At 32.8% G+C, this 23,280-nt stretch carries 25 protein-coding genes; 19 read left to right on the top strand and 6 right to left on the bottom strand.

All coding sequences use genetic code 11. The features are described 5' to 3' along the window. Positions 1-51: 51 nt before the first annotated feature. The 14 genes from WKH56_RS09940 (at position 52) to WKH56_RS10005 (ending at position 13,447) form a co-directional block, all read left to right on the top strand. The gene (locus WKH56_RS09940) at positions 52-972 is read left to right on the top strand and encodes a hypothetical protein (RefSeq protein ID WP_342835490.1); all 921 of its coding nucleotides are present in this window, start codon (positions 52-54) and stop codon (positions 970-972) included. Continuing rightward, entirely contained in the window at positions 959-2,500 is a 1,542-nt protein-coding gene (locus WKH56_RS09945) for a CpaE/TadZ family protein (protein ID WP_342835491.1), read from the top strand. Before WKH56_RS09940 ends, WKH56_RS09945 begins: the two co-directional genes overlap by 14 nt. 111 nt (positions 2,501-2,611) lie before the next feature. Further along, entirely contained in the window at positions 2,612-3,922 is a 1,311-nt protein-coding gene (locus WKH56_RS09950; protein ID WP_316910956.1) for a TadA family conjugal transfer-associated ATPase, read from the top strand. A 21-nt stretch (positions 3,923-3,943) separates the two neighbouring features. Continuing rightward, positions 3,944-4,990 carry a type II secretion system F family protein gene (locus WKH56_RS09955; protein WP_342835492.1) on the top strand — a complete coding sequence of 349 codons (1,047 nt, stop codon included), beginning with the start codon at positions 3,944-3,946 and terminating at the stop codon, positions 4,988-4,990. Positions 4,991-5,011: 21 nt separating this feature from the next. Further along, positions 5,012-5,923: a type II secretion system F family protein gene (locus tag WKH56_RS09960; protein WP_342835493.1), complete on the top strand. Its 912-nt coding sequence runs from the start codon at positions 5,012-5,014 to the stop codon at positions 5,921-5,923. 109 nt (positions 5,924-6,032) lie between these two features. Continuing rightward, entirely contained in the window at positions 6,033-6,554 is a 522-nt protein-coding gene (locus tag WKH56_RS09965) for a prepilin peptidase (RefSeq protein WP_316910953.1), read from the top strand. 5 nt (positions 6,555-6,559) lie between these two features. Continuing rightward, complete coding sequence (locus WKH56_RS09970; RefSeq protein WP_316910952.1) at positions 6,560-7,126, top strand: TadE/TadG family type IV pilus assembly protein; 567 nt, start codon at positions 6,560-6,562, stop codon at positions 7,124-7,126. Between the two features lie 36 nt (positions 7,127-7,162). Next, on the top strand, positions 7,163-7,942 hold the full coding sequence (locus tag WKH56_RS09975; protein ID WP_316910951.1) for a TadE/TadG family type IV pilus assembly protein: 780 nt from the start codon (positions 7,163-7,165) through the stop codon (positions 7,940-7,942). A gap of 105 nt (positions 7,943-8,047) precedes the next feature. Beyond that, a complete protein-coding gene (locus WKH56_RS09980) occupies positions 8,048-8,287 on the top strand; it encodes a hypothetical protein (protein WP_342835494.1) in 240 nt (79 codons plus the stop codon). Positions 8,288-8,398: 111 nt separating this feature from the next. Next, the gene (locus WKH56_RS09985; RefSeq protein ID WP_342835495.1) at positions 8,399-8,668 is read left to right on the top strand and encodes a hypothetical protein; all 270 of its coding nucleotides are present in this window, start codon (positions 8,399-8,401) and stop codon (positions 8,666-8,668) included. 2 nt (positions 8,669-8,670) lie between these two features. Further along, positions 8,671-9,609: an ATP-binding protein gene (locus WKH56_RS09990; RefSeq protein WP_342835496.1), complete on the top strand. Its 939-nt coding sequence runs from the start codon at positions 8,671-8,673 to the stop codon at positions 9,607-9,609. 23 nt (positions 9,610-9,632) lie between these two features. After that, complete coding sequence (locus WKH56_RS09995; RefSeq protein ID WP_342835497.1) at positions 9,633-10,028, top strand: hypothetical protein; 396 nt, start codon at positions 9,633-9,635, stop codon at positions 10,026-10,028. A gap of 9 nt (positions 10,029-10,037) precedes the next feature. After that, positions 10,038-11,042, top strand: a complete 1,005-nt coding sequence (locus tag WKH56_RS10000) for a replicative DNA helicase (RefSeq protein ID WP_342835498.1) — start codon at positions 10,038-10,040, stop codon at positions 11,040-11,042. Between the two features lie 347 nt (positions 11,043-11,389). Beyond that, on the top strand, positions 11,390-13,447 hold the full coding sequence (locus tag WKH56_RS10005) for a DEAD/DEAH box helicase (RefSeq protein WP_342835499.1): 2,058 nt from the start codon (positions 11,390-11,392) through the stop codon (positions 13,445-13,447). A gap of 235 nt (positions 13,448-13,682) precedes the next feature. On the opposite strand, the gene WKH56_RS10010 is transcribed toward WKH56_RS10005, so the two are convergent. The 4 genes from WKH56_RS10010 to WKH56_RS10025 all read right to left on the bottom strand — a co-directional run bounded on the left by WKH56_RS10010 (position 13,683) and on the right by WKH56_RS10025 (position 16,832). Then, positions 13,683-14,501 carry a hypothetical protein gene (locus WKH56_RS10010; RefSeq protein ID WP_342835500.1) on the bottom strand — a complete coding sequence of 273 codons (819 nt, stop codon included), beginning with the start codon at positions 14,499-14,501 and terminating at the stop codon, positions 13,683-13,685. Positions 14,502-14,835: 334 nt separating this feature from the next. Next, complete coding sequence (locus tag WKH56_RS10015; protein ID WP_342835501.1) at positions 14,836-15,144, bottom strand: hypothetical protein; 309 nt, start codon at positions 15,142-15,144, stop codon at positions 14,836-14,838. Between the two features lie 280 nt (positions 15,145-15,424). Further along, entirely contained in the window at positions 15,425-16,261 is an 837-nt protein-coding gene (locus WKH56_RS10020) for a hypothetical protein (protein WP_342835502.1), read from the bottom strand. A gap of 67 nt (positions 16,262-16,328) precedes the next feature. After that, complete coding sequence (locus WKH56_RS10025; protein WP_316910940.1) at positions 16,329-16,832, bottom strand: hypothetical protein; 504 nt, start codon at positions 16,830-16,832, stop codon at positions 16,329-16,331. Between the two features lie 132 nt (positions 16,833-16,964). Here WKH56_RS10025 and WKH56_RS10030 point away from each other — a divergent pair, with 132 nt between their 5' ends. The 5 genes from WKH56_RS10030 (at position 16,965) to WKH56_RS10050 (ending at position 22,114) form a co-directional block, all read left to right on the top strand. Continuing rightward, positions 16,965-18,062 carry a hypothetical protein gene (locus WKH56_RS10030; RefSeq protein ID WP_342835503.1) on the top strand — a complete coding sequence of 366 codons (1,098 nt, stop codon included), beginning with the start codon at positions 16,965-16,967 and terminating at the stop codon, positions 18,060-18,062. 112 nt (positions 18,063-18,174) lie between these two features. Next, positions 18,175-19,374 (top strand): D-alanyl-D-alanine carboxypeptidase family protein, encoded by a 1,200-nt coding sequence (locus tag WKH56_RS10035; RefSeq protein ID WP_342835504.1) that lies wholly within the window; start codon positions 18,175-18,177, stop codon positions 19,372-19,374. A gap of 375 nt (positions 19,375-19,749) precedes the next feature. Beyond that, positions 19,750-20,493: a DsbA family protein gene (locus WKH56_RS10040; protein WP_342835505.1), complete on the top strand. Its 744-nt coding sequence runs from the start codon at positions 19,750-19,752 to the stop codon at positions 20,491-20,493. Next, a complete protein-coding gene (locus WKH56_RS10045; protein WP_342835506.1) occupies positions 20,490-20,915 on the top strand; it encodes a disulfide oxidoreductase in 426 nt (141 codons plus the stop codon). The genes WKH56_RS10040 and WKH56_RS10045 overlap by 4 nt, the downstream gene beginning before the upstream one ends. A 125-nt stretch (positions 20,916-21,040) precedes the next feature. Then, positions 21,041-22,114: a tyrosine-type recombinase/integrase gene (locus WKH56_RS10050; RefSeq protein WP_342835507.1), complete on the top strand. Its 1,074-nt coding sequence runs from the start codon at positions 21,041-21,043 to the stop codon at positions 22,112-22,114. A gap of 111 nt (positions 22,115-22,225) precedes the next feature. Here the strand turns inward: WKH56_RS10050 and WKH56_RS10055 are convergent, their stop codons facing one another. Then, positions 22,226-22,579: a macro domain-containing protein gene (locus WKH56_RS10055; RefSeq protein WP_342835508.1), complete on the bottom strand. Its 354-nt coding sequence runs from the start codon at positions 22,577-22,579 to the stop codon at positions 22,226-22,228. Between the two features lie 189 nt (positions 22,580-22,768). Continuing rightward, a complete protein-coding gene (locus WKH56_RS10060) occupies positions 22,769-23,269 on the bottom strand; it encodes a dihydrofolate reductase (protein WP_342835509.1) in 501 nt (166 codons plus the stop codon). Positions 23,270-23,280 lie beyond the last annotated feature (11 nt).

Genomic DNA, 23,280 nt, shown 5'->3' on the forward strand with positions numbered 1-23,280 from the left:
CTTGATTTTTTCGAATAAATAGCTAGATTTTTTTTAAGCGAGGTGATCTAGATGAAAGGTCGATTTAAAGATCGAGCAAAGCAAATCACGTTGATTGCGCTTTTCCTCATCATATCAGTTTTAACCATTAGTCTTATAGCAGGAAGAATTAGTACTCAAACAATTATCGTGTTAAAGAAAAATGGTATTAATACTAGTATTCCGCTGGATCAACAATTGGAGTTCTTTGAGAAAAAAGATATCCTAAAAAGTGAATATAAGTATTTTAAAGGCACGGTAGTTACTAACGTAAATCAACTAAAAGATAAAACCCTTGTCTATAAGTTAAAAGCTGGTAGTCCTATCCCGACAACAGCATTAATGGAACCAAATGGTGCAGGTCAATTTGCTGCTGTAATGCCTGAAGGAAGAACCGTTTATATGTTACCTGAAGCAGTATTAGGATTACCTCCTGTTCAAGAAGGAGATTTAATTAATATTGCTCTGTCTTATAAACAAAAAGCTGGCGAAGAAGACGATACTGAATCTGTTCAAACAGGAATACTTTTATCTAATGTGAAGATTTACAAAATCATTGATAACAACATTTATGTTGATGTTAGTCTAGAAGAACACTTAGTTTTATCAACTGCTTCACAACTAGGAGCATTTGTATATCAAATTCCTGGTCAAAAATCAGAACTTTGTGGAGAGAATGATACAAGCTGTGACACTAGTAGCTCTAACTCTACTGTTATTAAGCAAGGTGACATTTTTGATGCAATACTTAACAAGACATATTCAAATGCAACTAACACTAGTGCCAAACAAGATTCTGACGATAACTCTACTACTGCCGAAGAACTTTCTAGAAATGTAGTAAGTCCTAAAGATAATGAAGATGATAATGATAGTAGTGATAAAAAGGAAGAAGAATCTAATAATAAAGGCTCAGGTGATAACACCGGAGGTGATTCAGATGAACAGCAATAAAATTAAGCTATACATTGTTGACCCTAACACTACTTTCATAACTACGATTGAAGGATTGTTCTTTGAAAAAGATGAGTTTGGCATTAACGTAATAGGTTCTAGTACTACAAACTCTGCGTTTGAACAAGACAGGAAAAAAATACCTCAAGCAGATATTTATATTGTTTCAGCCAATCTGCCTGATGGTACAGGAATAAAAATCGTTGAATTTCTCAAAAAGAATTCGGTAACGGCTTCAAAACCAATTATATTTACAATTGATAAGCAAACGAGAAATCACGCAACGATAGCAAGACAACGAGGAGTAAATAAAATTTTCCAAAAACCTTTCTCCATTAAAGAGTTAATTCAAAGTATCTACACTCTTACAGGTTCTCCATTAGCGGAAAGTCAATCTACTCCTCTGGCTCCCGAAACCAAGCCTACTAGTACTAAACTAGTTACCCGTGATTCAAAGCCCCCTCAAAAAAAGGATAAGGAAGCTGGTTCTATATTTAGGCCGGCTCCACCTACCCCTCCTTCTCCTTTTAAAAGTTCACAAAAAGTGAAAGAAACAAAGGAGGAAAAGAAAGCAACAAAAACGCCTGAAAAAGAAATTCAAAATCCTTTTAAAACAAATAAACAAGATGATTTATTTAACAAGATTGAGAATAACCCATTACTAAATATTCAGGAAGTTGACACTGCTAATGATCATCAATCTAATCAGGCTGTTAAAACAATAGTAACCTTTACTTCTGTTTCAAGTACTGGTAAAACTTCATTACTGGTTAACGTTGCATATGCTATACGAAAGTACGCAAAAATTAAACCAAAAATATGTTTATTGGACCTTAACCTTTTATTCCCTTCTGTTGCTTTTCACTTCTTAAATAATGAGTTGAAATTGGCAAGAAGAGATATTTATGATATTAGTGCTGATTTAAACTATTTAAATGAAGATTTATTGATGGAAGCCTTAACGTATCATAAGCCAAGTGGCATTTATATGTTAAACACCCCTGCTGAAACAGAATTTATTCATAAGATTGGAACTATTAAGGCTGAACAAATCGAAAGAATTTTGGTTCATTTAAGAGATATATTTGATGTAATTCTTATTGATACATCTAATGCTATTACAGAGGATTTAGTTCTCTTCCCTATGCAATTTGCTGACAAAAATCTAGTTGTATTAGAACCTAACTATTTAAACGTTGTAGGAGTAAATAAGTTCTTCTACGTTTTAAATCGCTTAGAGGATTCAATGAAAGAACCTATCATTAGCAAAACACACATTTTGCTTAATAAGGAGACTAGAAATAAATCAATTTATTCCGATACCGCTAGAGACTTTCTATACGACAAAAAATTTATAGCAAGAGTTCCAGAAGATCCTAAATTTATTGATTTTGCGAACAAAGGAAAATTTATTGTTGATAGTGACTCTATTGCCACTTCTTCGATCATTGATTTAGCAAACTTTATTTATCCAATTAATCCAAAAGATGAAAAAAGAAAAAGTAAATTTCCAATCTTTAAAAAGTAATCCCGCTTACTCACGTAGCGGGGTTACTTTTTTGTCTATTTCCTTGATTTTTACCCCTAATTGAATAGTTTATAAGCAGATAACTATTAACAGTTAATTGGAGGTGTAATTATGTCGGATTATTTAGATAAAATTATAAATCAAAACAAGGAATCCGAATCAAGATCCAGAGAATCTGAAATTAAGCGTGTAAAAGATTTAGTCCAAAAACGTTTACCAAGTTATGTAGAGAAACAAAATATATTTGGGATATCTGATCCGCAACAGCTCGAAAAGATTAAGCAACATATGAAGCAAATTATTTATAAAGATGGAACGTTTTTAAGAAATTATGAAATTGCTCAGCTAGTCGAAACATTAGTATTGGAGATAACGAGCTTAGGTAAATTAAGTCCCCTTATGGATGATAATACAATATCTGAAATAATGATTAATGCACACGATGAAATTTGGGTAGATCGTGGGGGAAGAAAGGAACGTACTGACATTGTTTACAAAAACGACGATGAAATATTAGAGTTAGGTCAGCGAATTGCGCGAAATATTGGTAGATTAATTGACGTAAGTCATCCAATGGTTGATGCTCGCCTTCCTGATGGTAGTCGTGTAAATATCATTATTCCCCCTGCTGCTAGAAAAGGAACCACTATTACCATTCGTAAATTCTTTAAAGAAAAAATTGGTATTGATGATCTTGTTAAATTTAACACGGTAACTCCTGAAATGGCACGCTTCCTTAGGGACCTTGTATACTCGCGCACAAATATTATGGTTAGTGGTGGTACAGGTTCAGGTAAAACAACTACTTTAAATGTCCTCACTAATTTTATTCCCGATAGCGAACGAATCATTACAATTGAAGACTCTGCAGAGTTACAACCTAATAATGCACACATAGTTTCTCTAGAAACTAAAGAAGCCAACGCTGAAGGACGTGGGCGAGTTACTATTCAAGATTTAGTTAAAAATGCTCTACGTATGTTCCCAGATCGTATTATCATTGGTGAGTTACGTGACTTTGTAGCATACAATTTCTTGCAGGCGGCTAATACGGGACACGAGGGATCTATGGCCACCACCCACTCTAATTCCCCAGACGAATGTATCTCTCGTTTAACGTCACTTGTAATGGAAGGTGGAATATATAAAGATTCTGAACTGGTAAGACGTATGGTTGGTGAAACCTTAGACATTGTAGTTCAAATCTCACGAATGAGAGATGGAAAGAGAAGAATTGAATATATCTCTGAAGTTATTATTGATAAAAAAGGAGAAGTTTACACCGTTCCTATTTTTGAATATAAAGTTCTTGAAGTAACAGAGACCGAAGAGATAATTGGTGAATTTGTCCGTACCGAACACCCTATCTCCAATAATCTTCTTTATAAATTTAAGCAAAATGGAATCAAGACTAGATTTTAGTAGAAACGGGAGGTGTAAATTTTGTTTATCTTTACGAAAATAGCTGACCTTTACAGCAATGACTTGGTAACAATGCTACAAATAAATGCTTTAACACTCCTTTTTGCTATTATCTTATACGAATTTTGGATTGGTAGAAAAAACCCCTTGTCTAAACAAGTGCTGGATAGAATGAAAAAGAGTAAAAATAAAACAAAACGCTTTAATTATAATGATATTTTGGATGAATGGCGCTCTAGACTTGTGAAAGTTGAAAAGAAAGCGGAATTACGTTTAGCTCGTGCCAATTTAGATTTCTCTCCTAAAGAATATGTTACTTTTTATATATTCGGCGTATTAGCTGGAGTTATTATTGGTTTTGTTTTCTTCCCGTTTGCAGGAGTTTTTAAATCTATTTTTTTCTTCCTAGGAGATAATATTTTTAAAACGCTTGTTGCAAGAATTGCCTCTGGAGCAGCTTTTGCGCTAATTGGCACTTTCACTCCTCACGTATGGACGTATCACCTTATTAACAAACGTAAAAAGGCTTTAGAAGAACAACTTTTAGAATTTCTTATGAGCTTAGCTGATGGCGTTAAATCTAGTCCTACAGTTCAAGAGGCCTTAAGTATTGTAGCCAAAGAAATTCAGGAACCTCTTTCTTCTGAACTTACAAAGACCGTACAGGAACTTCAATATGCTAAACCTTTTGAACAAGCCCTGGAAGCTCTTGCTGAAAGGATTGGGGTAAAGGAGTATACGCTGGCAATTAACGCAATGCAAATTCAAGATAGAACCGGTGGAGAGTTAGAGAAATTATTAAGAAATATGGCGAAAGTTTTCCAAGAGCGACAAGAACTAATGGCGGAAGTGAAAAAGATTGTTCGAGGACCTAAAACTACAAGTTATATCCTCCTTGCAGCACCTTTTGTATTTGCTATTCTTTTCTCTACTTTTTCAAAAGGATTCTTCTCTGCTCTATTCACATCTACTGTTGGATGGGGCTGTGTTATTGGAGCAATTGTACTGTACGTTATTGCTTTCTTCCTCATCATCAAAATTAATAAATATATAGATAAAGTAGTTTAATAACACAAAGGAGGTGCGGGAATGCTCAAAATGTTTTCAAGTTTTGGATTGGTTGAATACATTCTTATAGTTTGTTTAACCGTATTCCTATACATTATCGGTTTACCTTTACTAACAACTAATGCTGATCGTGCGCATAAACGGTTATCGGCTTTATTAAACTTTTCAAAACCAAAAAAAGATGCAAGTTTTAAAGAGGGCTCCATCTTTGTTAGAACATATAAAATGCTTGAGAATAGATTGGCTACGTTAATTGAACAGCAAATAAGAAAAGGGAATTTCGGTAAGTTAGAATTAAAACTTAAGCAAGCTGGAGTGAAAGCTACTCCTATTCAGTTTTGGACAAAGAAAATAATTTTTGCGCTTTCAGGTTCTTTTATTGGAATTCTAACTAAAAATCCATTACTAGTTGTCATATTTGCAGCTGTAGGATTTATTATTCTTGACCTAAGGTTAAAAGAGAAAATTGATAAAAGGCAGTTTATCTTTAAAAATGAAATTCCAGATTTTCTAGATTTAGTTTCTGTAACCTTTCCTGCTTGCGCTAACATTGAACAAACTTTTGAGCTTGTTTGCGCAAAAGTTAAGAATAAAATATCTAACGAGTTTTTGATTGCACTCAATGAGATTAAGGTTGGTCGTAAGAAACGAGTAGTTTTTAATGAACTTGCTGAAAGAACTGGTATCCGTGAAGTTAGCTCGTTAGTAACTCAACTTAATCAAGCTGAAACGTTTGGTACCGGATTAGAAGATGTGTTAATAACACAAGCAAAGTCCATAAGACAAGCAAAGAAAGAATTAGCTGAAGAACGAGGAAACAAAGCTTCTTATCTAATTTTAGCACCTGCTGCCTTATTATTAATGACATCTATTCTAATGATGGCTGGTCCTTTTATAGTTCAATTCATTACTTCTATGACAATGTTTCAATAAGTAAAAAAAACGGCGGTTCCCTACCGCTGTTTTTTGCGATTTTCTTTTGAAAAAATGCTATTTATCATTATATTTAACTTAGGGAACTTCTAATTTTGGAGGCGACACAATGTATTTGTTTATTGTTTTTATTTTACTTTCTATCGCCGCATATTTTGATTGGAAAACCTTAAAGATTCCAAACTGGGTTCATTGGGTTGGAATAGGTGTAGCAATTATCTTGTGTATATTTAGAATGAACGTTGTCCCTATAGAAAAAATGGCTTTAAATGCTTTTTTAGTATTTATTCCACTTTGCTTACTATGGGGTACTACCACTCTTATTAACTTTAAAGCTATTGGTGCCGGTGATGTAAAGTTATTTGGTGTAGCTGCCCTCTTTATTCCTCTGGGCGATACCTATCTACTTCTACTAATAACAATAGTGCTCTCCTCACTTATCGCTATATTCAAAATTCGTTCTGGACGTTTCTTAGAAATGTTTAATGATTTAAGTTTCTTCCTTTTCTATGGGATACCAGGGAAAAGTGATAGCAAAATGCAAAAGGTGCCATTAGGTCCTATCCTATTAATTGCTTTTGCTTTCTATTTAACACCTTATTATGATTTGTTTTCGTCTTATTGGAGGTGAACAGTATGAACAAATTTCGTAAGAAAGGCCAAATTTTTATTGAATACCTTATTGTATTGCCCTTAATGATTATTTCTTTATGGTTAATACTTCAACTAATTATTTACGTGTATGCAAACAACCAAGTAGATCACGCAGCAGATGCGGGAGCTTCAATTGTAGCAGAAGAATTAAGGGGTACAACAGCAACATTAGATACTATGTCTAACAAAGCAGAAATAATAGATGATCTTTATGTGCGTTTAAATCAATCATTAAATAACAATGGATTCGTCTTATTTAACAAAGACTACGATGGAAACAATTTAACGTTAGATAACTTTAATAAATACATAGAAGATGAAGCTAATTGTCAATCCGCATTACAAGATGTAAATAACACTCGAACACTCTGTGTGTTTACAAAGTCTGTAACAGTCAATGGCCGAAACCACGAACAAATGATTGTTAGAGTTAAAGTACCTTTTATGATTATTGGTAATTTCGTTCCTGGACTTAAAGACAAAGTATTCTTATATGGTAACGGTGCAACAACAAAAGATATTTCCGGAAGGTTCCAATATTATAATTAATCTTCTTCCTTTTCACAGAACAAGGGAGGTGTTTCTATGAAGAAGTTTAGAAAAGAAGGAAGTGTTATCTTATTTGCTTTGTTTTACTTCTTGTTCATAGCCTTAATTGTAGCAATCTTTATCAGCCTTACAATGATGTCTGAAACGTATCAACGTGTTCAAACAGCGGCTGAATCGGGTGCTAGAACTCGTGCTTTATCGGTTAATATACCTTTAAAAGAGCAATACGGTATTATAGAGACATTTAGACCAGATGTTTCTGAAGGTTATAGACCTAACTACAAAGAACCTGAATATAGTTTCTCTCCTACTCCTGGCTACGAACAAGCTATTCTAAGTCCTACTTCTACTAAATATAAAAAGGCTCTGTCTGATGCTAGTGATGCAGCTAAACAAATGGTTATGACTACGCTACAAGATTCTTTAGGGACAAACGAAGCTGGTGATAAAATTGTAGATTTAAAAAAGGAAAACATTTGTGTACAAGTCTTACCTCTTCCTGCAGGAGATTCTATTACTAAAAAAGGAAAGTTAAATTTCACCTGTACCGCTACGGTTAATGGTAAGCCTGTTACTATAACGGCTAATAATGTTGAGGTATACGGTTATAATCATTCGCTAAACACTTCAGGTAAATTAAGAGTTTATAATGTGGCGTTTGTGGGTGTTGCGTATGAAGATAGACATATGTTCTTTAACTTATTGCAAAGATTAATTAACGGAGAAGATGAATCTAAGTGGAATGATCCTCCTGTTCGAGGAACTTATGCGATTGGTTATCCTCAAATCGATAGTTGTACAACTGATGAATGTTAAAGAGGTGTTTAATCACCTCTTTTTGTTTATTGATAGAATAAACAAAATATGGTAATATTTATTAAAATAACCGCCGTTATATTATCCATTTTAGGAGCTGTTCATATGATATTTAAAAGATATATCATCGGTTTTCTTGCACTTATCTTATCGACTTCATTACTTCTCTGTATAGGGCATACTTTTAAAATTTCGATATTAATGTTCCACTATGAATACGTGAATAACGAAGATGGGATGATGTTTTCAACGGGATCATTATTACCTTTTGTTTTAGGTCTAATCATTAGCTATATCGCTGAAAAAATTTATATGCACCGGCACCAAAAGAACTTGTTTAACTAACAAGTTCTTTTTTTATGCTCTGATATCTTTTTTCATATCAAACTTTGTTACCTGCTAATATAAAAAAGAATCTAACAACTATTATTAATTTATAGGTTAGCGGGTGAAAAAATGATAAAAAACAGACCTCTTACTTGGAATGAAAAGCAAAAGCTACACCCTAATTATATAGACATCATTAGACACTATGAACAGGTAACAAAAAGACCTTTTATGAGAGAAGAGCTAATTGTACTCAAGCTATTAGTCGAAAAAGCCTACCCTGCCCAAATCAAGCAAACTATTAGTAGATTTCAAAAATCCTGTCCTGACCGCTTTACATCGCTCTCCTACATATACCGTCCCGTTACTAATATGTTTAAAAATAAGAGAGGTAATTGACAATGAATGAACACAAAATAAATTTTTTAGATGTTATCGGGAAAAACACTGGCAAAACAAAAGAGGATGAAGCAATTGAAAAAGCACAACATCCAGAAGAAAACATAACCGATTGCCCATATAACGTTTGTGACGGTAGCGGGATGATACGTCAAAAGAATGAAAATGGAGCAGCTTATGTTGACTTCTGCCAATGCTATGAAGACATTGTTTTAAGACAAAAGTTGCTTAACGCTAACATTTCGCTTGATTTTCTAAACGAAGATTTCAGCTTTGATGATGGTAGAACTAAAACCTCTATTCTCAAGCCAAAATTAGTTGAAGATGAACTTAAAATCAAGAAAAAAAATCAAACCAAGCAGGAAGCGCTTATTGAAGAAGATCCTAATCTTTTCATTGAACGTCACTTTTCTATTAAGGAAGAAACGAGGACTCTTGGAGAAATTTTTAAATCATATTCAGAAAAGAACTTTGAATTAATGACTCAAAGTAAAAAACCGGCAAACCTTTTACTCTTTGGTGACTCAGGAAATGGTAAGACTTCCTTTGCCTGTTTAATAGGTTCTTTCTTTCTTCAAAAGAACAAAAAAGTTTATTTTTCTAACACCGAAAAATTTCTTAATTCTATTTACGATAAGAAAGTAGATGTAAAAGAAATCTCCTCTAAATATGACGTTTTAATTTTAGATGAATTCTTTGCAGAATACCATACAGACAGCAAATGGGCTAAAACAAAACTTAAAGAAATTCTTAAAATACGTGATGAGCTTAAGTTAATAACTATTTGTACGTCTAATGGTAATCCTAAAGAATTTTCTCTCCTCTATGGACAAGCAATAATGAGTTTATTAAAAGGAACTTTCTTTCACTTCTATTTAGAGCGTGACGGTGATGGCCGTATAGAAAAAATGCAAAATACATTTGAAGAATTCGGTTTTTAATACATCTTATGAGGTGAAGTATATTGCCATCTACACAACAAAGAGTACTACCCGAAAATCAATTCACTGTAAGGAGAAGAGAAAATATAATTCTCTCCTCCCTTCTATTTGATAAAGATTGTCGAGAATTTTCTATTCAAAAGCGAATAGAAACCGCCTATTTTCAAGATCAGCGGATTAAGAAAATTATTGATATTTTTAATGGTCTTTGCAGTTCTAATATTCCTCCTAGGCTGGACATCATCGTAGAACAGTTCTTTCCTAAAGATGAGGATGAAGCCAAAAGAAAAAAACTTCTTGAAGACTTAATGAAGTTAAGAGACACTTGCCCTCCTTCTGATGTAGAGCTTTTTAAGCAACATACATTTTTTCTAAAGAAACATAAAAGCTTAGAGAAACTTAGAAAACTCTTAAATTAGGCTTTGTCTATGATTGATAAAGAAGAACAAAATCCTTCTTATGATAAGGAAACAAAAACCTTTGATTTCCTATCCAATCAGTTTGATGAGCTAATAAAAGATTTCACTTTAGACGAAGCAAAGAGTCTTAATTTGTCTGAGGGATTAATAGGACTAGTAAAGAGAATTCGAGAACAACAGAAAAATCCGACTATAAGTGAAACTGTTAGCACAGGATATGATGAAATTGATGAAAAGCTTTCAGGTGGTTACAGGCGTGGCGTGTTCTCCCTCATCTGCGCTCGCCCGGCGATGGGAAAAACCGTATATATGCTTAACCAAGCTATTGAAGCGGCTAAGAAAGGTGCTAAGGTTCTCTTTGTATCTATAGAGATGGATTTAACACAATGTTTGCAACGTGTCCTCTCTAAAGTTTCCGCTGTTAAAATGAAAAAGATTTTACAACCTGAACATATTTCTGATCCGGAAATTGCAGAACTGGATGCCGCTGCAAATGAAGCTGCTAAACTGTATGGAAAAAACCTATTCATTGAAGAAGTAACCTCTATTAACGCTCCTCAGTTAGAAGCAAAAATCAAATTTTATCAAAAGCAATTTGGTGTAGAACTTGTCTTTGTGGATTATATTCAAATTATGAAGACAAGAAACAATAATACTCCTAAAGAAGTATCTGATTTCTCAGAGATATCCTATGACCTTCGTGAATTAGCCAAAGCAACTCAAGTGGCATTAGTATTAGGTGCTCAATTATCCCGTGATGTTGAAAAACGTGATGATAAACGTCCACTTGATTCAGATTTAAAAAACAGTGGTAGTTTTGAGCAAGATGCAGCTGCTATTATCCATCTTTATCGAGATGTAGTTTATAACAAAGATACTGAAGAAAAACGAATACTTGAAGTTATTATTGGAAAGAACCGTTTTGGAGAAGGAAATATTACAATTAAACTTCCATATGACTATTCTGTACAATCAATTTATCAAAAATCTATTCAAACGGATACTGCTGCTTAAAAGATACTATACATACTTTAACTTTCTAAATAGCAATAACAACTGTTATTTAACTACTCACTTACATATGCGTTTTATAACGCTGAAATACCCCAAAAGGCTACGTGCAGGTAATATGCGCGTAGCCTTTTAAATTTGAAATACCTAAATTTTAAGGAGACCAAATCTTTATCAGAAATACATACAGTGAACAAGTTATTAACTCAATAGATTAATTAAACAAAATTAACGCAATAAGTGGAGGTGAATTCAGAAGACACAACAGACCTACACCGCTTGTGTTTTCTATAAATATGAACTACCTAGAAGGTTTAACTCTAACGAAACCAAAATCTTATACAACTGTCGTGTTAACTAAAGAGCCTAGCGGTTTTTTAGTTGAATTCCCACAGAATAAAAGAATATTTGCTAAATTGGTTAACATACCAGGTGCTTTGTTTGGTGACGAATCCCCTTATGATCGCTCCTTTTATATTCCTCGACATCAACTAAATGCTTTAAAGCTTGTTCTCGGGAACAAAGCCATATGGAGAGAAGCACCAGAACTCCAAAAAGATTTAGACTTTCAAAATATGCCCCAAGAAACACTACAAGATGTTCTTAGTAGAATTACACCAGAAATTGATACTTCTTATATGAAAATTGAACCTTATTCTTTTCAAAAACTCGCTGTAGCTTGGGCTGCTACTCAAAAAGGACTTAATCAAGAAGTAAAAGGTGGTCTTTTAGCAGATCAAATGGGTTTAGGAAAAACAATTGAAGCAATGGCCATAGCGGGCTACTTTAAGTCCCAAGGATGGATAAAAAACTGCCTAGTAATTACGCCTGCTACAATTAAAACTCAGTTCGCACAAGAAATTGATAAATTCACATATGAACGCTCTGTTGTTATCAAATCTCGCTATAAAGGATTTGAAGATAGAAAGGCTTTATATAATCAAATACGGGAAGAAAACCCTTTTTTTACTGTTATTAATTATGAGCTTTTATATCAAAAGGAAGTAGCAGATATGGTTGTTGTTGGGAAGAACAAAGAGACTGGAAAAGAAAAGAAGAAAAAAGTCTTTGGCGATTACTTAGACTTGAACGAAATAAAGGATATTGGTTACGATATGGTCATAATTGATGAAGCACACAAGATGAAAAATCCTAAAACGGAAATTGCTACGGCAATACGTCAAATTAATGCTAAATATAAGTTATTAATGACTGGTACCCCTATACAAAAAGAGCTGAAAAATATATTTCAACTTTTTGATTATATAGATCCTAGTATACTAGCTGATCCCTCTCTCTCCTTTGAAGAAAGAAAAGAGTTTTTTGAAACTCAGTTTTTAATGATTAGAATTAACCCCTTTATTCGCTTGCCTCAAAATCCAGAAAATATAAATGATGAACTCTTACAAGTATTCGGTGAGAAAAACGAAGTGGCACTCCGCAAGAAGTTTAATCCATTCTTACTTAGAAGATTAACAAATGATGTTAGTGATGAAATGCCTGATGAAATCATTCAGGAAATTGTAGTCGAGTTTAATGAGGAACAATTAAGTATTTTAGAAAAGATACACACTACTATTGAGGACTATAAAGAAGACATTGAGAAAGAAAAAGATGCTGAAAAACGAAAGTCTCTTGAAGATATGATGAAAGGTCTTCTTCAAACAAAAATGGTTGTTTGCGATTCCCCTTCACTTCTCCTAGAAAGTAAGTCATCCCTTATAAAAAGATTAGTTGGTAAAAAGAAAAAGTTTAAGATGGTTCAAAAACTGGAGCGCTTACTAGAAATAGCAGAAGAAATTGTCTTTGAGAACAATGAAAAAGTAGTCATCTTTTCAAAATATGCTCGCACAGCGGATTTAATTCAACAGGAATTAGTAAAATTAATTCAGAAGCGTTGCAAGGATGAAAAAATAGATTTTTATCAATCACTTGTATACAAAGGTCAGACTAAACAAGGATGCAAATATAGAGATGTCTTGCAAAAGCAGAAAAAAGATACTTCACTAGCTGTCTGCTCAGAATGTCCATTCTTTAATCAATGTGAAACTAGAACAAAGTATGCTTGGTTATTCCAAAACGATCCTCAAACACGCGTTATAGTGGCTACAGACGCTGCTAACTTTGGCGTAAACCTACAAGAAGGCAAACACCTTGTGAACTATGATTTCCCGGATGAATTTAGTACTTATTTACAAAGGAACGGACGTATTAGAAGATTGGGTTCTAAACACGATAAAGTGTTTATCTATAATATGTTTACTAAAGACGGAAAAGATGAGCAAGTTTATAAAGCCATTAAAAAGCAGATTAAGCTTAATGACAAAATTATTGAAAATAAGGAATTAGACAACAAGGCAATTAGACAAGCTAACAAAGAAATTTCGAAGGTTGTTAATCAGTTGTGAATTTAAAATGCAGATTAGTTAAGGTTAACTAAAAAACTTTAACATTTCTCTTTCTCTTTCTTGTTAATTTGGAACATTGTTTTATTTTGATACCAAGGCAACAAAAAACCGCTAAGTTCATTATTTAAGAATTTAGCGGTTTTAAATATCTAATATTTTTTCTTACTTGAATTTAAAAGAACGAAAAGCTCAAAGCATCCATTTTTGTACCCTCGTACTTATATAATTCATTTTGCTAGTATTTCTTTTGTAGTTTCCCACTAAGCATTTTACCTTTGTTGTTCCCGTTTGTCTTAACTGAATAAACAAACTCATAGCTATGGGCTCCGTCAGGCTCAAATGTTGTTTCGCTGACCGCTAAGGTAATTTTGTTACTCTGGCTTGAAATAACATATACATTATATACATCGTGGTATACATCTTTATATCCAGTTTTAAACTTTGCGTATGAATGGTTTTTCTTCCAGTGGGAACTCCACATTTTATAGGCAGCTTTATAATTCTCATCATTTAAGCTATCAAAATAGCTGTATATAACCTCTATTGCCTCATCTTCGTTTAAATTGTTTAGCTTGGAACTTTTAGGACTAGCAACCTTATCATTAAAATTTGTTGTCGCCAATCCTGAAGAAAGGTTTTTGTTAAACTCTTTGGCATTTTCCACAATATCTGTGCTAACCACCTTCTCAGGTTCTTTACAAACCGGAATAGAAGGATTGTTGCCAAATGCGCTACTATCTAGGTATTCTTCGCACCCAGGAGCAATTTTTGGAGTTGGGCTATAACTAGGAATTCCAGCGGAGTAATTAGGGCCATAGTAATTGCTATCGGAGGCTGATTTTTTTGTTCCTTTCTTTCCTGTATACGGGTTAAAGTTTCCGTAGCTTGAATAATTGTTACTAAAAATACCGTCTGGATCACTTTTCATATATCCTTTCACAAATGTTCCGTCTTTTTTCGTGTAAGATTTAACATAAGAATCTGCTTGTGCGTGCCCAGTACCTAACAACAGACCAAACCCTAATAAAGTAGACAACCAAATAACATTTTTCATAAACAGACTCCCCCAGACCGCAGTTATTAATTCCATTATAATGAAAAACAACCAAACTGAATATAGGCTTAAAAAATATTATTCTTTTAGGAATACATTTAGTTTTCCGGAAATGTTTCCTCGAAAATTAAAGACGTAATCAAATTTTGAAATTACGTCTTTTAAAAAGAGTGGGGTGTTATTATTTACGACATTTCTTTATTATTTTATATACATTCTAGATAATTCTAATATGCAAAAAGATATATGAAAACAATATCTATTGTTCTAATTTCACATTTAAAAAATACAGATTAGACTTCAACTTGAAATAGATAAAATCTTAAACTGTATGCTATTTAATCTTTAAAGGACGAAAATACATTCTTGGACCTACTTCATTGTATTCAACATAATCGGAGTCAAAACAATATGGTTTATCAATATATTCCTCATCTCTATTTATTACTATTATTCCTTTTTCTATTAGCGTTGATAAGTGGTTCTTAAATGACTTCATTTGCTTATAATCACAAGCTCTCATCATTTCTTTCTCAGTCAGATTAATTCGCTCTCCCTCCATCATATCTAAGGATAATCTAAAACATATTAAAGATTCCTTTGTACTCAAATGCCGTCTCCAATCCTTAGACTCTTCATTCATTTTTATCATTCCTTTCCCGTTCCTATTACACTTTAGTAAGCGATCTAAAACTAATCTAACATCTATTATATTCCCACAATACAGTCCCTGTAAAAATAAAACAAATACAAAAGCACGGTGGCTTTATTTAAGACACCGTGCTTTTGTAGGACCCTTCCTACACTAACCTTAGTAATAAAAGGAACAAGATCTGCTTTATTTTTTTGAATACTCATAAAGCATCTCAAGCTCCGTATCTTGTATTTCCTATCTTAAGCTGTTTGCAGTAAAATTTAAACCTTTAATTTGTAGAACCAATTCCACCTAAGCGCTTGTTGTTACTCTCGACTTCATTTTCTAACACATAATATTTCTCAGTGCTCCACGTCATTAATTTTGTGCCTTTGCTTATTTTAAGATTCTCGTTAGTTAGATTAACTAGCGCAACGAAACAGTGTCCATAATTGCCTGTAAAAGCGTAGTCTCTGTCGATAACCCCTGTTTGATTGGCTAATATTAATTTCCCCTTTACATCCTTATGAATTTTAACAGCAGTCCACGTATTCTCATTAATAAGTGAGCGGTAACCAGTAGCATATACTTTTTGTTCACCAGGAGCGAATACCAATTCTTCTTCTATTGTATATTCAAAAAAATAAGGATTTGTTTCTTTAATTCTACTCTCTAAAACTGTGTGTTTTTGCATTTCTTCGGCAGGAACCGTTAATAATTTCATTTCTTCTAGTTTAGGTTCTTTTTCACAAAAAATAAATTGTGCAAAGTGTTCCCCGCTGTTAATAACTAAGTCCTCTTCGCCATCGTTAATTACATTAATAACGTGATTTTTGTCCTTGACATTTAACATTAAATAATCAATATCTTTATTGTATTTGTGGACTAATCTAAGTTTTTTCTTAATACCAAAAGAACTGCGTGCAAATAGTCTAATTTCTAACCCCTCTTTAAGTTCGCCTACAAAGTTAAAAGGAAGGTTAATGCAAACTACTGTTTTTGAAGGAAGAACTAACTTTCTACTAGAAAACACATCAAAACCTGCACTTCCATCAGTTGATCTCATTGGAATTTTTGTAGTGTTATTTTTTACGATTAAATCTAAATTTTTAACTATATTTTTCATTTTTATGCCTCCGCTTGATGTAAAAAACACAAAAAGAAGCCGTTTAAACTCCTTTTTGTATTATGTATTATAAAATTTTCACTTTCTCGTCTCTGTCGTATAGTTCTATGCATTTATCAATTGTAACAGCTTGTTTCGTTTGAAGATATGCTTCGAATTGCTTAAGCATAGCTATGTTATGTAATTCTGTCTCTAACATAGAGATTGTCTTTAACTCATACTCTTTATCGCCCTTTTGTCTATATAGACTATCTATTAAAGCTTCATTATCATCTAATTGCTTTTTGTAAAGAGAATTGCTAACACGCTCAGAGATAATACTTCCTCTAAAAACCCAATAGAGAATAGGCATTAAAAGTAAGTGATAACCTAAAAAATTAAATGCCATTACGGAAAAAATTGAAATCCAAGCTAAGTTAACAAAAGCAGTAATCATCTTCTTTTGCACTTCTGTAACTGGCTCTTTATAAATTTCTGCAATTTGTTTATCAATTGCTTCTAACTCTTCAAGTTTTTCTCTAGTTGCTAAAATATTTTTTTGTAAGTAGCCACCTGTTAATTCGGTTTTCACATTGTATCCCTCCTCTAAATTTAATTTCATTGCTAGAAGCTTGTTTCCCTTATGTTTTTTACTATTTTTTATAACAATCTTTAAAATATAACTTAGTATATATATTTTTTTACGCAACAGGAGGAAACATCTTTGTCTTTTGAAGAAACTTTTGAAGAATACATAAACTGCTATACAGAACATAAAGAAAAAGAAATAAAATTAAAAGTTATTAAAGATGCAATTAAAACTCATTACAACAACCAAGAAGAGCGGCTTATGAAGATAAATGGCGTTGTAGCAAGATTAAAGACTAAAAAGGAATATAGTATTAAGGAAGATATCTACGATTATCTTGAGGACTATGGTTATTTACCGCTAGTTGTATCGGTCAATAAAGCTTTAGAAAAACAATTTAATTTATCGTCCGCTAGAACTAATCAAAAGTCTTCCGTGCGTCTATACACAGGTGGAAAAGCTATTGTAGATAGCAAATCAATCGCTAATAGATACAGTTATATTCAGGATTATAACTTAGAAAAGTTGTCTGATGAATTTAAAAGAAGTTTTACAGAAGAGAAGCTAGCAAAGGCATCCCTTGAAGAAGTTAAAGAGCAACTCAAAGATGAAATGCCAAGTAATAGTATTTCTACTGATTACGGAACACTTAAACTTACTAAATCCTACGATTTTGATATGAATGTGGTATTTGATCGTATATCAAAAAACAAAGAAGCTTTTATAAAAATGTTAGAACAGAACGTTTTCGAAGTTCTTATTTTCCCTGAAGAAACAAGAATATTAATGAGCGGGAATGATTTTTTAGGAGAACAGACTGTAGAAGCACTTTATAACAGACCAAATGTTAGAACAGAAAGTCTTTTTGTTAAAAAGCGTGCCTTAAATCAATACAAAAAAGATGAATACGTGTTTAGCCATTTTGAAATTGATATAGATCCTTTTGAGTTCTTTAAAACTTGTAAAATATCTAAGACAAAAGTGAATGATTTAATTCAACAAGGAATTATTCCTGAGAAGGATATAGAGCCTTTCTTAGAAGTTGTTGGTGAAACAGAGTTTATAGAAGTATTAAATGAGGGATCTGTTGAACAGCAATCAAACTTACATCACCAAAAGTTAATAGAGCGTTCTCAAAAATACCGTAGTGATACAGAAGAGCATTATGTTGTAGATAGTTCCCTTTCCTCTTCTACAGACATCAAAATTGACATAGAAGATTTTAATTTTTAACAGAACAGGCGCTTAGAAAATAAGCGTGCTTTTTTTCCATTTATATCAAAGGTTTTTTAATTTTCACAAGAATAATTTGAAAGATATGTAATTTTAGCAGGGGGAATTTTATGTGAAAAATAAACGAGCACGTTGGGTCCTAATTATACTTAGTTTATTACTTGTTGTCTCTATGCTCCTTCCTTACTTAGCATATGCCGCTGAGGATGAAGGTCCGCAACTTTCGTCAGATGCCGCTTACCTATATAATACTGGCACTGGTGAAGAGCTCTATGGTAAGAATGAAGATAAACAATTTGCTATCCATAATTTATCTATGTTAATGACAACATATATTTTAATTAAGGATATTGAAGAGGGTAAAGTATCTGTTAAAGATAAGGCTAAGATTAGCGAAAAATCTTGGAGAGCGCCAGCACCAAGAATGTTTTTAGAAGTAGGAAGAAAAGTTTCTGTTCAAAAATTACTTGAGGGTTTAACAATTGCAGCTGGTAACGATGCCGCTATCACTACAGCAGAATACTTAAGCGGTAGTACAGATAAATTTGTTAAACGAATGAATAAAGAAGCTAAAAAAATCGGTATGAAAAATACTGAATTCCGTACTCCAAATGGGAGTAATCAGGATATGTCCACGGCAAAAGATTTATTTATTTTAGCTAAAGTTCTTACAGATAAATATCCACAGTATCAGGATTATTTCACTCAAAGTAAAATGAAATATGATACAAGACCAGGAAAAACAGTTGTTTTAAAAAACCAAAATAACTTTATTAACGACAACCCACATTCAACTGGTTTAAAATCTGGTTGGGGAAACCACCAGTACCATTTAGTTGCTTCTGTTAATAAGAATGGTATGAAGTTTATTGCAGTAACTTTAAACGCTTCTACCCCTTCTAAACGTTCTACGGATATTTATCACCTTCTTATCTATGGATATAATCAATATCAAGTAATCAACATTGCAAGAGCGGGTGAAAAGTACACAGATTTCTCAGTCTATAAGAGTACTACACCTGGTCCTTCCACTGTGGCTTATAAAGATAATGTAAGTGTTGTTACACGAGTTGGTGTACCTCAAGAAGAGCTTGAATTAGACTATGAGGGACACAGCTATATATTAGGTGGCACAAAAGCAGGTGACGAGCTAGGAACAGTAAATATCTATCACGCTGGAAAATTACTTACTAAGGCTCCAGTAGTAGCAACTGAATCCTTTGAACGTGTTAAAGGTTTTCACGCAGCTCTTGATTCAATTGCACTAGTCTTTAGACAGATCTTTGATTTTGTTTCTAATGCCCATCATTAAACAAAAAAACTCAGGAATTAGCTTTCTGAGTTTTTTTGTTTTTTATTTACGAATATTCGGCTTTAATAATCACCAATAGAGATTATTAAAAAATGTTCTTAAAAATTTAAAGGAAATCCGTTATATATCTCAGAAAACCTCTGTTTCTTATGAAAAATAGCCTATAAACATATAAGAAATAATAATTAACCAAAAAATAACCTACTGTTTTAAAGATTTTTTTATGGAGTAATAATGGCAACTTTTTATAAACTTATCTAGCAATTTATCTCTGTTTCAAAATATAATTCGCAAGTATGTTTTAAAGGAATGAGTTAAAAAGAATCTAAAGAAACTAAATGATTTTGCAGTCTAAAAATAGAGGAGGTAATTAAAATGGCTAAGAAGGCTAAGAAGAAAATAAGCGGTGATCGAATTTTTGGTATTGTTATGGTTGTTTTGGTTGTTGCAATCTTGCTAAGCTTATTCTTTTTTAGTGATAAGTTGAGGAAAAATGATTCGGACACACCTGAATACACAGACAATGTAGAACATAAAATTGACATTAAAAATCAACCTACTATCGGTGAACAAGATGCTCCAATAACACTTGTTGAGTATGGGGATTATAAATGTCCTGCTTGTGGATACTTTTCTAACGGCATAATGCCACAACTAGAAAAAGATTACGTTTCAACTGGGAAAATAAAAGTTGTATTTAAAAACTATCCATTTATCTATACAGATTCAACTAGAGCTGCAGTTTATGCAGAAGGTATTTATAGAAAACTAGGTAACGATGCTTTCTGGAAGTTCCATAAAGCAATATATGAATACCAAAATACATACTATGCAAATCAAAATTCTCAAAACGAACATAAAGATATACTGTCTGAAGACTACCTTAACAAGACTACCAAAACCTTGTTCGGGAAAGACAAAATGGAATTACTTAGACATATACTAGACGATAAGAATCTAAAACAAGAGGTTCAAATGGATCGTAAACAAGGGCGTAATGACAACGTTTCTTCTACACCTTCAGTATTTGTAAACGGTAAAGAAGTATACGAACCGCTAAATTATGATGCTATTAAAGGAGCAATAGATGAAGCTTTAGAAAGTGGCAATAGCAAATGATCAAAAAGATAAACCCTTTCTTATTCCCTTGGATAGTCTCTATCATTGCTACATCTGGAAGCCTATATTTTAGCGAAGTGATGAAATTTGTCCCTTGTACTTTCTGTTGGTATCAAAGAATTCTAATGTATCCTTTGACCATTTTATATGGTTTTGGTTTCTTTAAACGGGATAAAAACCTCTTTTTGTATACCTACCCTGCTGTACTTATAGGTAATGTTCTAAGTTTTTATCATTATGGTATTCAAAAGTTCGGTTTCTATCACCCAATGAACGTTTGCTCTGCAGGAGTATCTTGTTCAGGAATCTATATAGAATGGCTTGGTTTCATTACAATACCTTTGCTTTCGTTTGTTGCTTTTACTTTATTAAATATCTATCTTGTTTGTACGTTCAGAAAGCCAAAACAAAAAACACTCTAATTTTTTAGGGTGTTTTTTGTTTTGGAGACCTAGATTTGAATAATACAAAAAATATTTTGGTCATATTTGCAGAACTTGGTACATTTTAATAGAATATATAAGAAGAACCTAAAGAGGTGGGCAATATGGCGAATAAGGCAAATGAGTTCAATAAGTACATTGAACAAGACGGAAGACTTAATTTTAAAGGTGCTCCCGATGAAATTTTTATTGAGGCATTTAAAAAAATAAAACTGTTTTCTAAACCTTTGTCTGAACATACAGTTAAGGCTTATAACGAGGATGTAGACAGTTTTATGGATTTCATTCTAAATAAAGAGGTCTTGTTAAGTGAGGTAAACGTTATAACAATACAAGAATACCAAGTACATTTAGCAAATAATTTTGCAACTAGATCAGCAGCAAGAAAACTTGGCATTCTCAAGCGTTTGGTTTCATTTGGATACCTAACTAAATTTTATAGCTTTTCTATGTTGGAATATATAGACACTCCTAGAAACGTTAAATTTCTTACTTCTGATACAACTGGAACAGGTAAAAGTGAAAGACGTAAACTAGATGTAGAAAAGGCTCTTGTAATTATTGAAGCCCTAGAGAACGTTGTTATAACAAAGAAAAAATTTAGAGACGTTTTAATTCTAAGAAATAAACTTATTGGTTTTATTCTTCTAACAACGGGGCTAAGAGCTAGTGAAGTTGTTAAGTTAAGATGGTCAGATATAGTAATCCAACACGATAGAAAAAATGATATATCACATTTTTCTCTTGAATTTAGCGGAAAAGGAGCAAAAACTAGAAGAGTTCCATTAAATGAAAAAGTTGTAGATGTATTATATGTGTATAGAAGAACATTATGTGTTACTTACCCTGCATATTCAGATGACTTTAGGGGAGATGAAAGACCAATTTTCATTTCAACTACAAGAACAGATTCACGATCAGATATGCCACAAATGTCTTATGATGCACTCTATAAACTAATAAAAAAAGCTGTCACACTTGCTTCGGCTAATAAAAAGATATCCCCACACTGGTTTAGACATACTTTTGTTACGCAATTATTGGAACAAGATGTACCCCTTGCTATTGTAAAGGATCTTGCTGGACATTCGGACATAGCAACTACTAACCTTTATATAGAAAGTATGAATGATAACGTTGTTAATAGAGAGTACAGCAAAGTTGATTTTGGAATATAACCTCCATAAACTTATGATTATATTTTAAGAACAGAAACCGCTAGAAATTAAATAACTAGCGGTTTTTGTTTGGTTAACTTTAAGGCAATAAACGTATAGTCACCAATCTAACTAACTTTCTTTTTTATAAATGTACAAATCAATTTTCTGTTCTTCTGAAACAGCTAATAAAATCTCTAAAATTCTTTCCCAACTTCCTCCGGCCATATCTGAAGCCATCTTATAAGGAATACCTACTTTATACCTTTTTTGTTCCTTTGTTTGTTTTTTGTTTAAATCCACTAAGAATGATGTCAAACTCTCTCTCAAAAAGATATATCTTTCATTTTGTTCTTTTGCAGACTTTGCTTTACCTCTAAATAGTTGCCCATATAAGTTAACTATGTATAAGTTATTTTTTAAAATTGTTGCTATTGAATACTTTCCTAGCCTTTCTTTAGGAGTGTGAGGGAATTCTTTGTCCACCTTTTCTGCTAGAGGATATAAGCGCGCAATTGTTTGGGCTATCCCCTTACCCATTAAACTTTCGCAGTTTGCTTGATGAAGTATAAAATTGACATTTGCTTTAAAGAGGTCTCCACTTTGAATATGTATCATTTAAGACACCCTTTCTCTAACGATGTTATGATTATAGACCAAAAAAACAGCAAACTTCTATTGTTTGCTGCCTTTTATTATAGCCTTTTTCTTTTCATAAACTAGGAAATAGTAATTATAAGGATTGCTTTCATTGACAACGCCCTTTTCTTTCTTTACTTGCTTCCAATTATCTCGGTTAATTTGGGGAAAGAAAGCATCTCCTTCAAAGAACTCATCCACGTAGGTAATATACATCCGTTCTACAAACGGCAAAATTTGCTCATATATTGTTTCTCCGCCTATAAAAATGATCTCTTCACTGGGTAGCTGAATTTCGTCTAATGAGTGTATAACTTCCACCCCTTGATGTTGCCATTCTAAGTTACTCGTTAAAACAACATTTTTTCTATTTGGGAGCGGTCTTCCTATAGACTCAAATGTTTTTCTTCCCATAATTATGGTCTTCTCTGATGTTACTTCTTTAAAATATTTTAAATCGTTAGGTATGTGCCAAAGCAATTTATTATCTTTGCCTATTGCTCTGTTTCTAGAAAACGCAACTATTAAAGATATCATCAGTCCACCTC

This window comes from Priestia sp. SB1 (assembly GCF_038898415.1).

Excerpts from the sequence above, each read along its gene's own strand:
- WKH56_RS09940 (WP_342835490.1), top strand. The coding sequence starts at position 52 with ATGAAAGGTCGATTTAAAGATCGAGCAAAGCAAATCACGTTGATTGCG.
- WKH56_RS09945 (WP_342835491.1), top strand. The coding sequence starts at position 959 with ATGAACAGCAATAAAATTAAGCTATACATTGTTGACCCTAACACTACT.
- WKH56_RS09950 (WP_316910956.1), top strand. The coding sequence starts at position 2,612 with ATGTCGGATTATTTAGATAAAATTATAAATCAAAACAAGGAATCCGAA.
- WKH56_RS09960 (WP_342835493.1), top strand. The coding sequence starts at position 5,012 with ATGCTCAAAATGTTTTCAAGTTTTGGATTGGTTGAATACATTCTTATA.
- WKH56_RS09965 (WP_316910953.1), top strand. The coding sequence starts at position 6,033 with ATGTATTTGTTTATTGTTTTTATTTTACTTTCTATCGCCGCATATTTT.
- WKH56_RS09970 (WP_316910952.1), top strand. The coding sequence starts at position 6,560 with ATGAACAAATTTCGTAAGAAAGGCCAAATTTTTATTGAATACCTTATT.
- WKH56_RS09975 (WP_316910951.1), top strand. The coding sequence starts at position 7,163 with ATGAAGAAGTTTAGAAAAGAAGGAAGTGTTATCTTATTTGCTTTGTTT.
- WKH56_RS09980 (WP_342835494.1), top strand. The coding sequence starts at position 8,048 with ATGATATTTAAAAGATATATCATCGGTTTTCTTGCACTTATCTTATCG.
- WKH56_RS09985 (WP_342835495.1), top strand. The coding sequence starts at position 8,399 with ATGATAAAAAACAGACCTCTTACTTGGAATGAAAAGCAAAAGCTACAC.
- WKH56_RS09990 (WP_342835496.1), top strand. The coding sequence starts at position 8,671 with ATGAATGAACACAAAATAAATTTTTTAGATGTTATCGGGAAAAACACT.
- WKH56_RS10000 (WP_342835498.1), top strand. The coding sequence starts at position 10,038 with ATGATTGATAAAGAAGAACAAAATCCTTCTTATGATAAGGAAACAAAA.
- WKH56_RS10010 (WP_342835500.1), bottom strand. The coding sequence starts at position 14,501 with ATGAAAAATGTTATTTGGTTGTCTACTTTATTAGGGTTTGGTCTGTTG.
- WKH56_RS10015 (WP_342835501.1), bottom strand. The coding sequence starts at position 15,144 with ATGAATGAAGAGTCTAAGGATTGGAGACGGCATTTGAGTACAAAGGAA.
- WKH56_RS10020 (WP_342835502.1), bottom strand. The coding sequence starts at position 16,261 with ATGAAAAATATAGTTAAAAATTTAGATTTAATCGTAAAAAATAACACT.
- WKH56_RS10040 (WP_342835505.1), top strand. The coding sequence starts at position 19,750 with ATGGCTAAGAAGGCTAAGAAGAAAATAAGCGGTGATCGAATTTTTGGT.
- WKH56_RS10045 (WP_342835506.1), top strand. The coding sequence starts at position 20,490 with ATGATCAAAAAGATAAACCCTTTCTTATTCCCTTGGATAGTCTCTATC.
- WKH56_RS10050 (WP_342835507.1), top strand. The coding sequence starts at position 21,041 with ATGGCGAATAAGGCAAATGAGTTCAATAAGTACATTGAACAAGACGGA.
- WKH56_RS10060 (WP_342835509.1), bottom strand. The coding sequence starts at position 23,269 with ATGATATCTTTAATAGTTGCGTTTTCTAGAAACAGAGCAATAGGCAAA.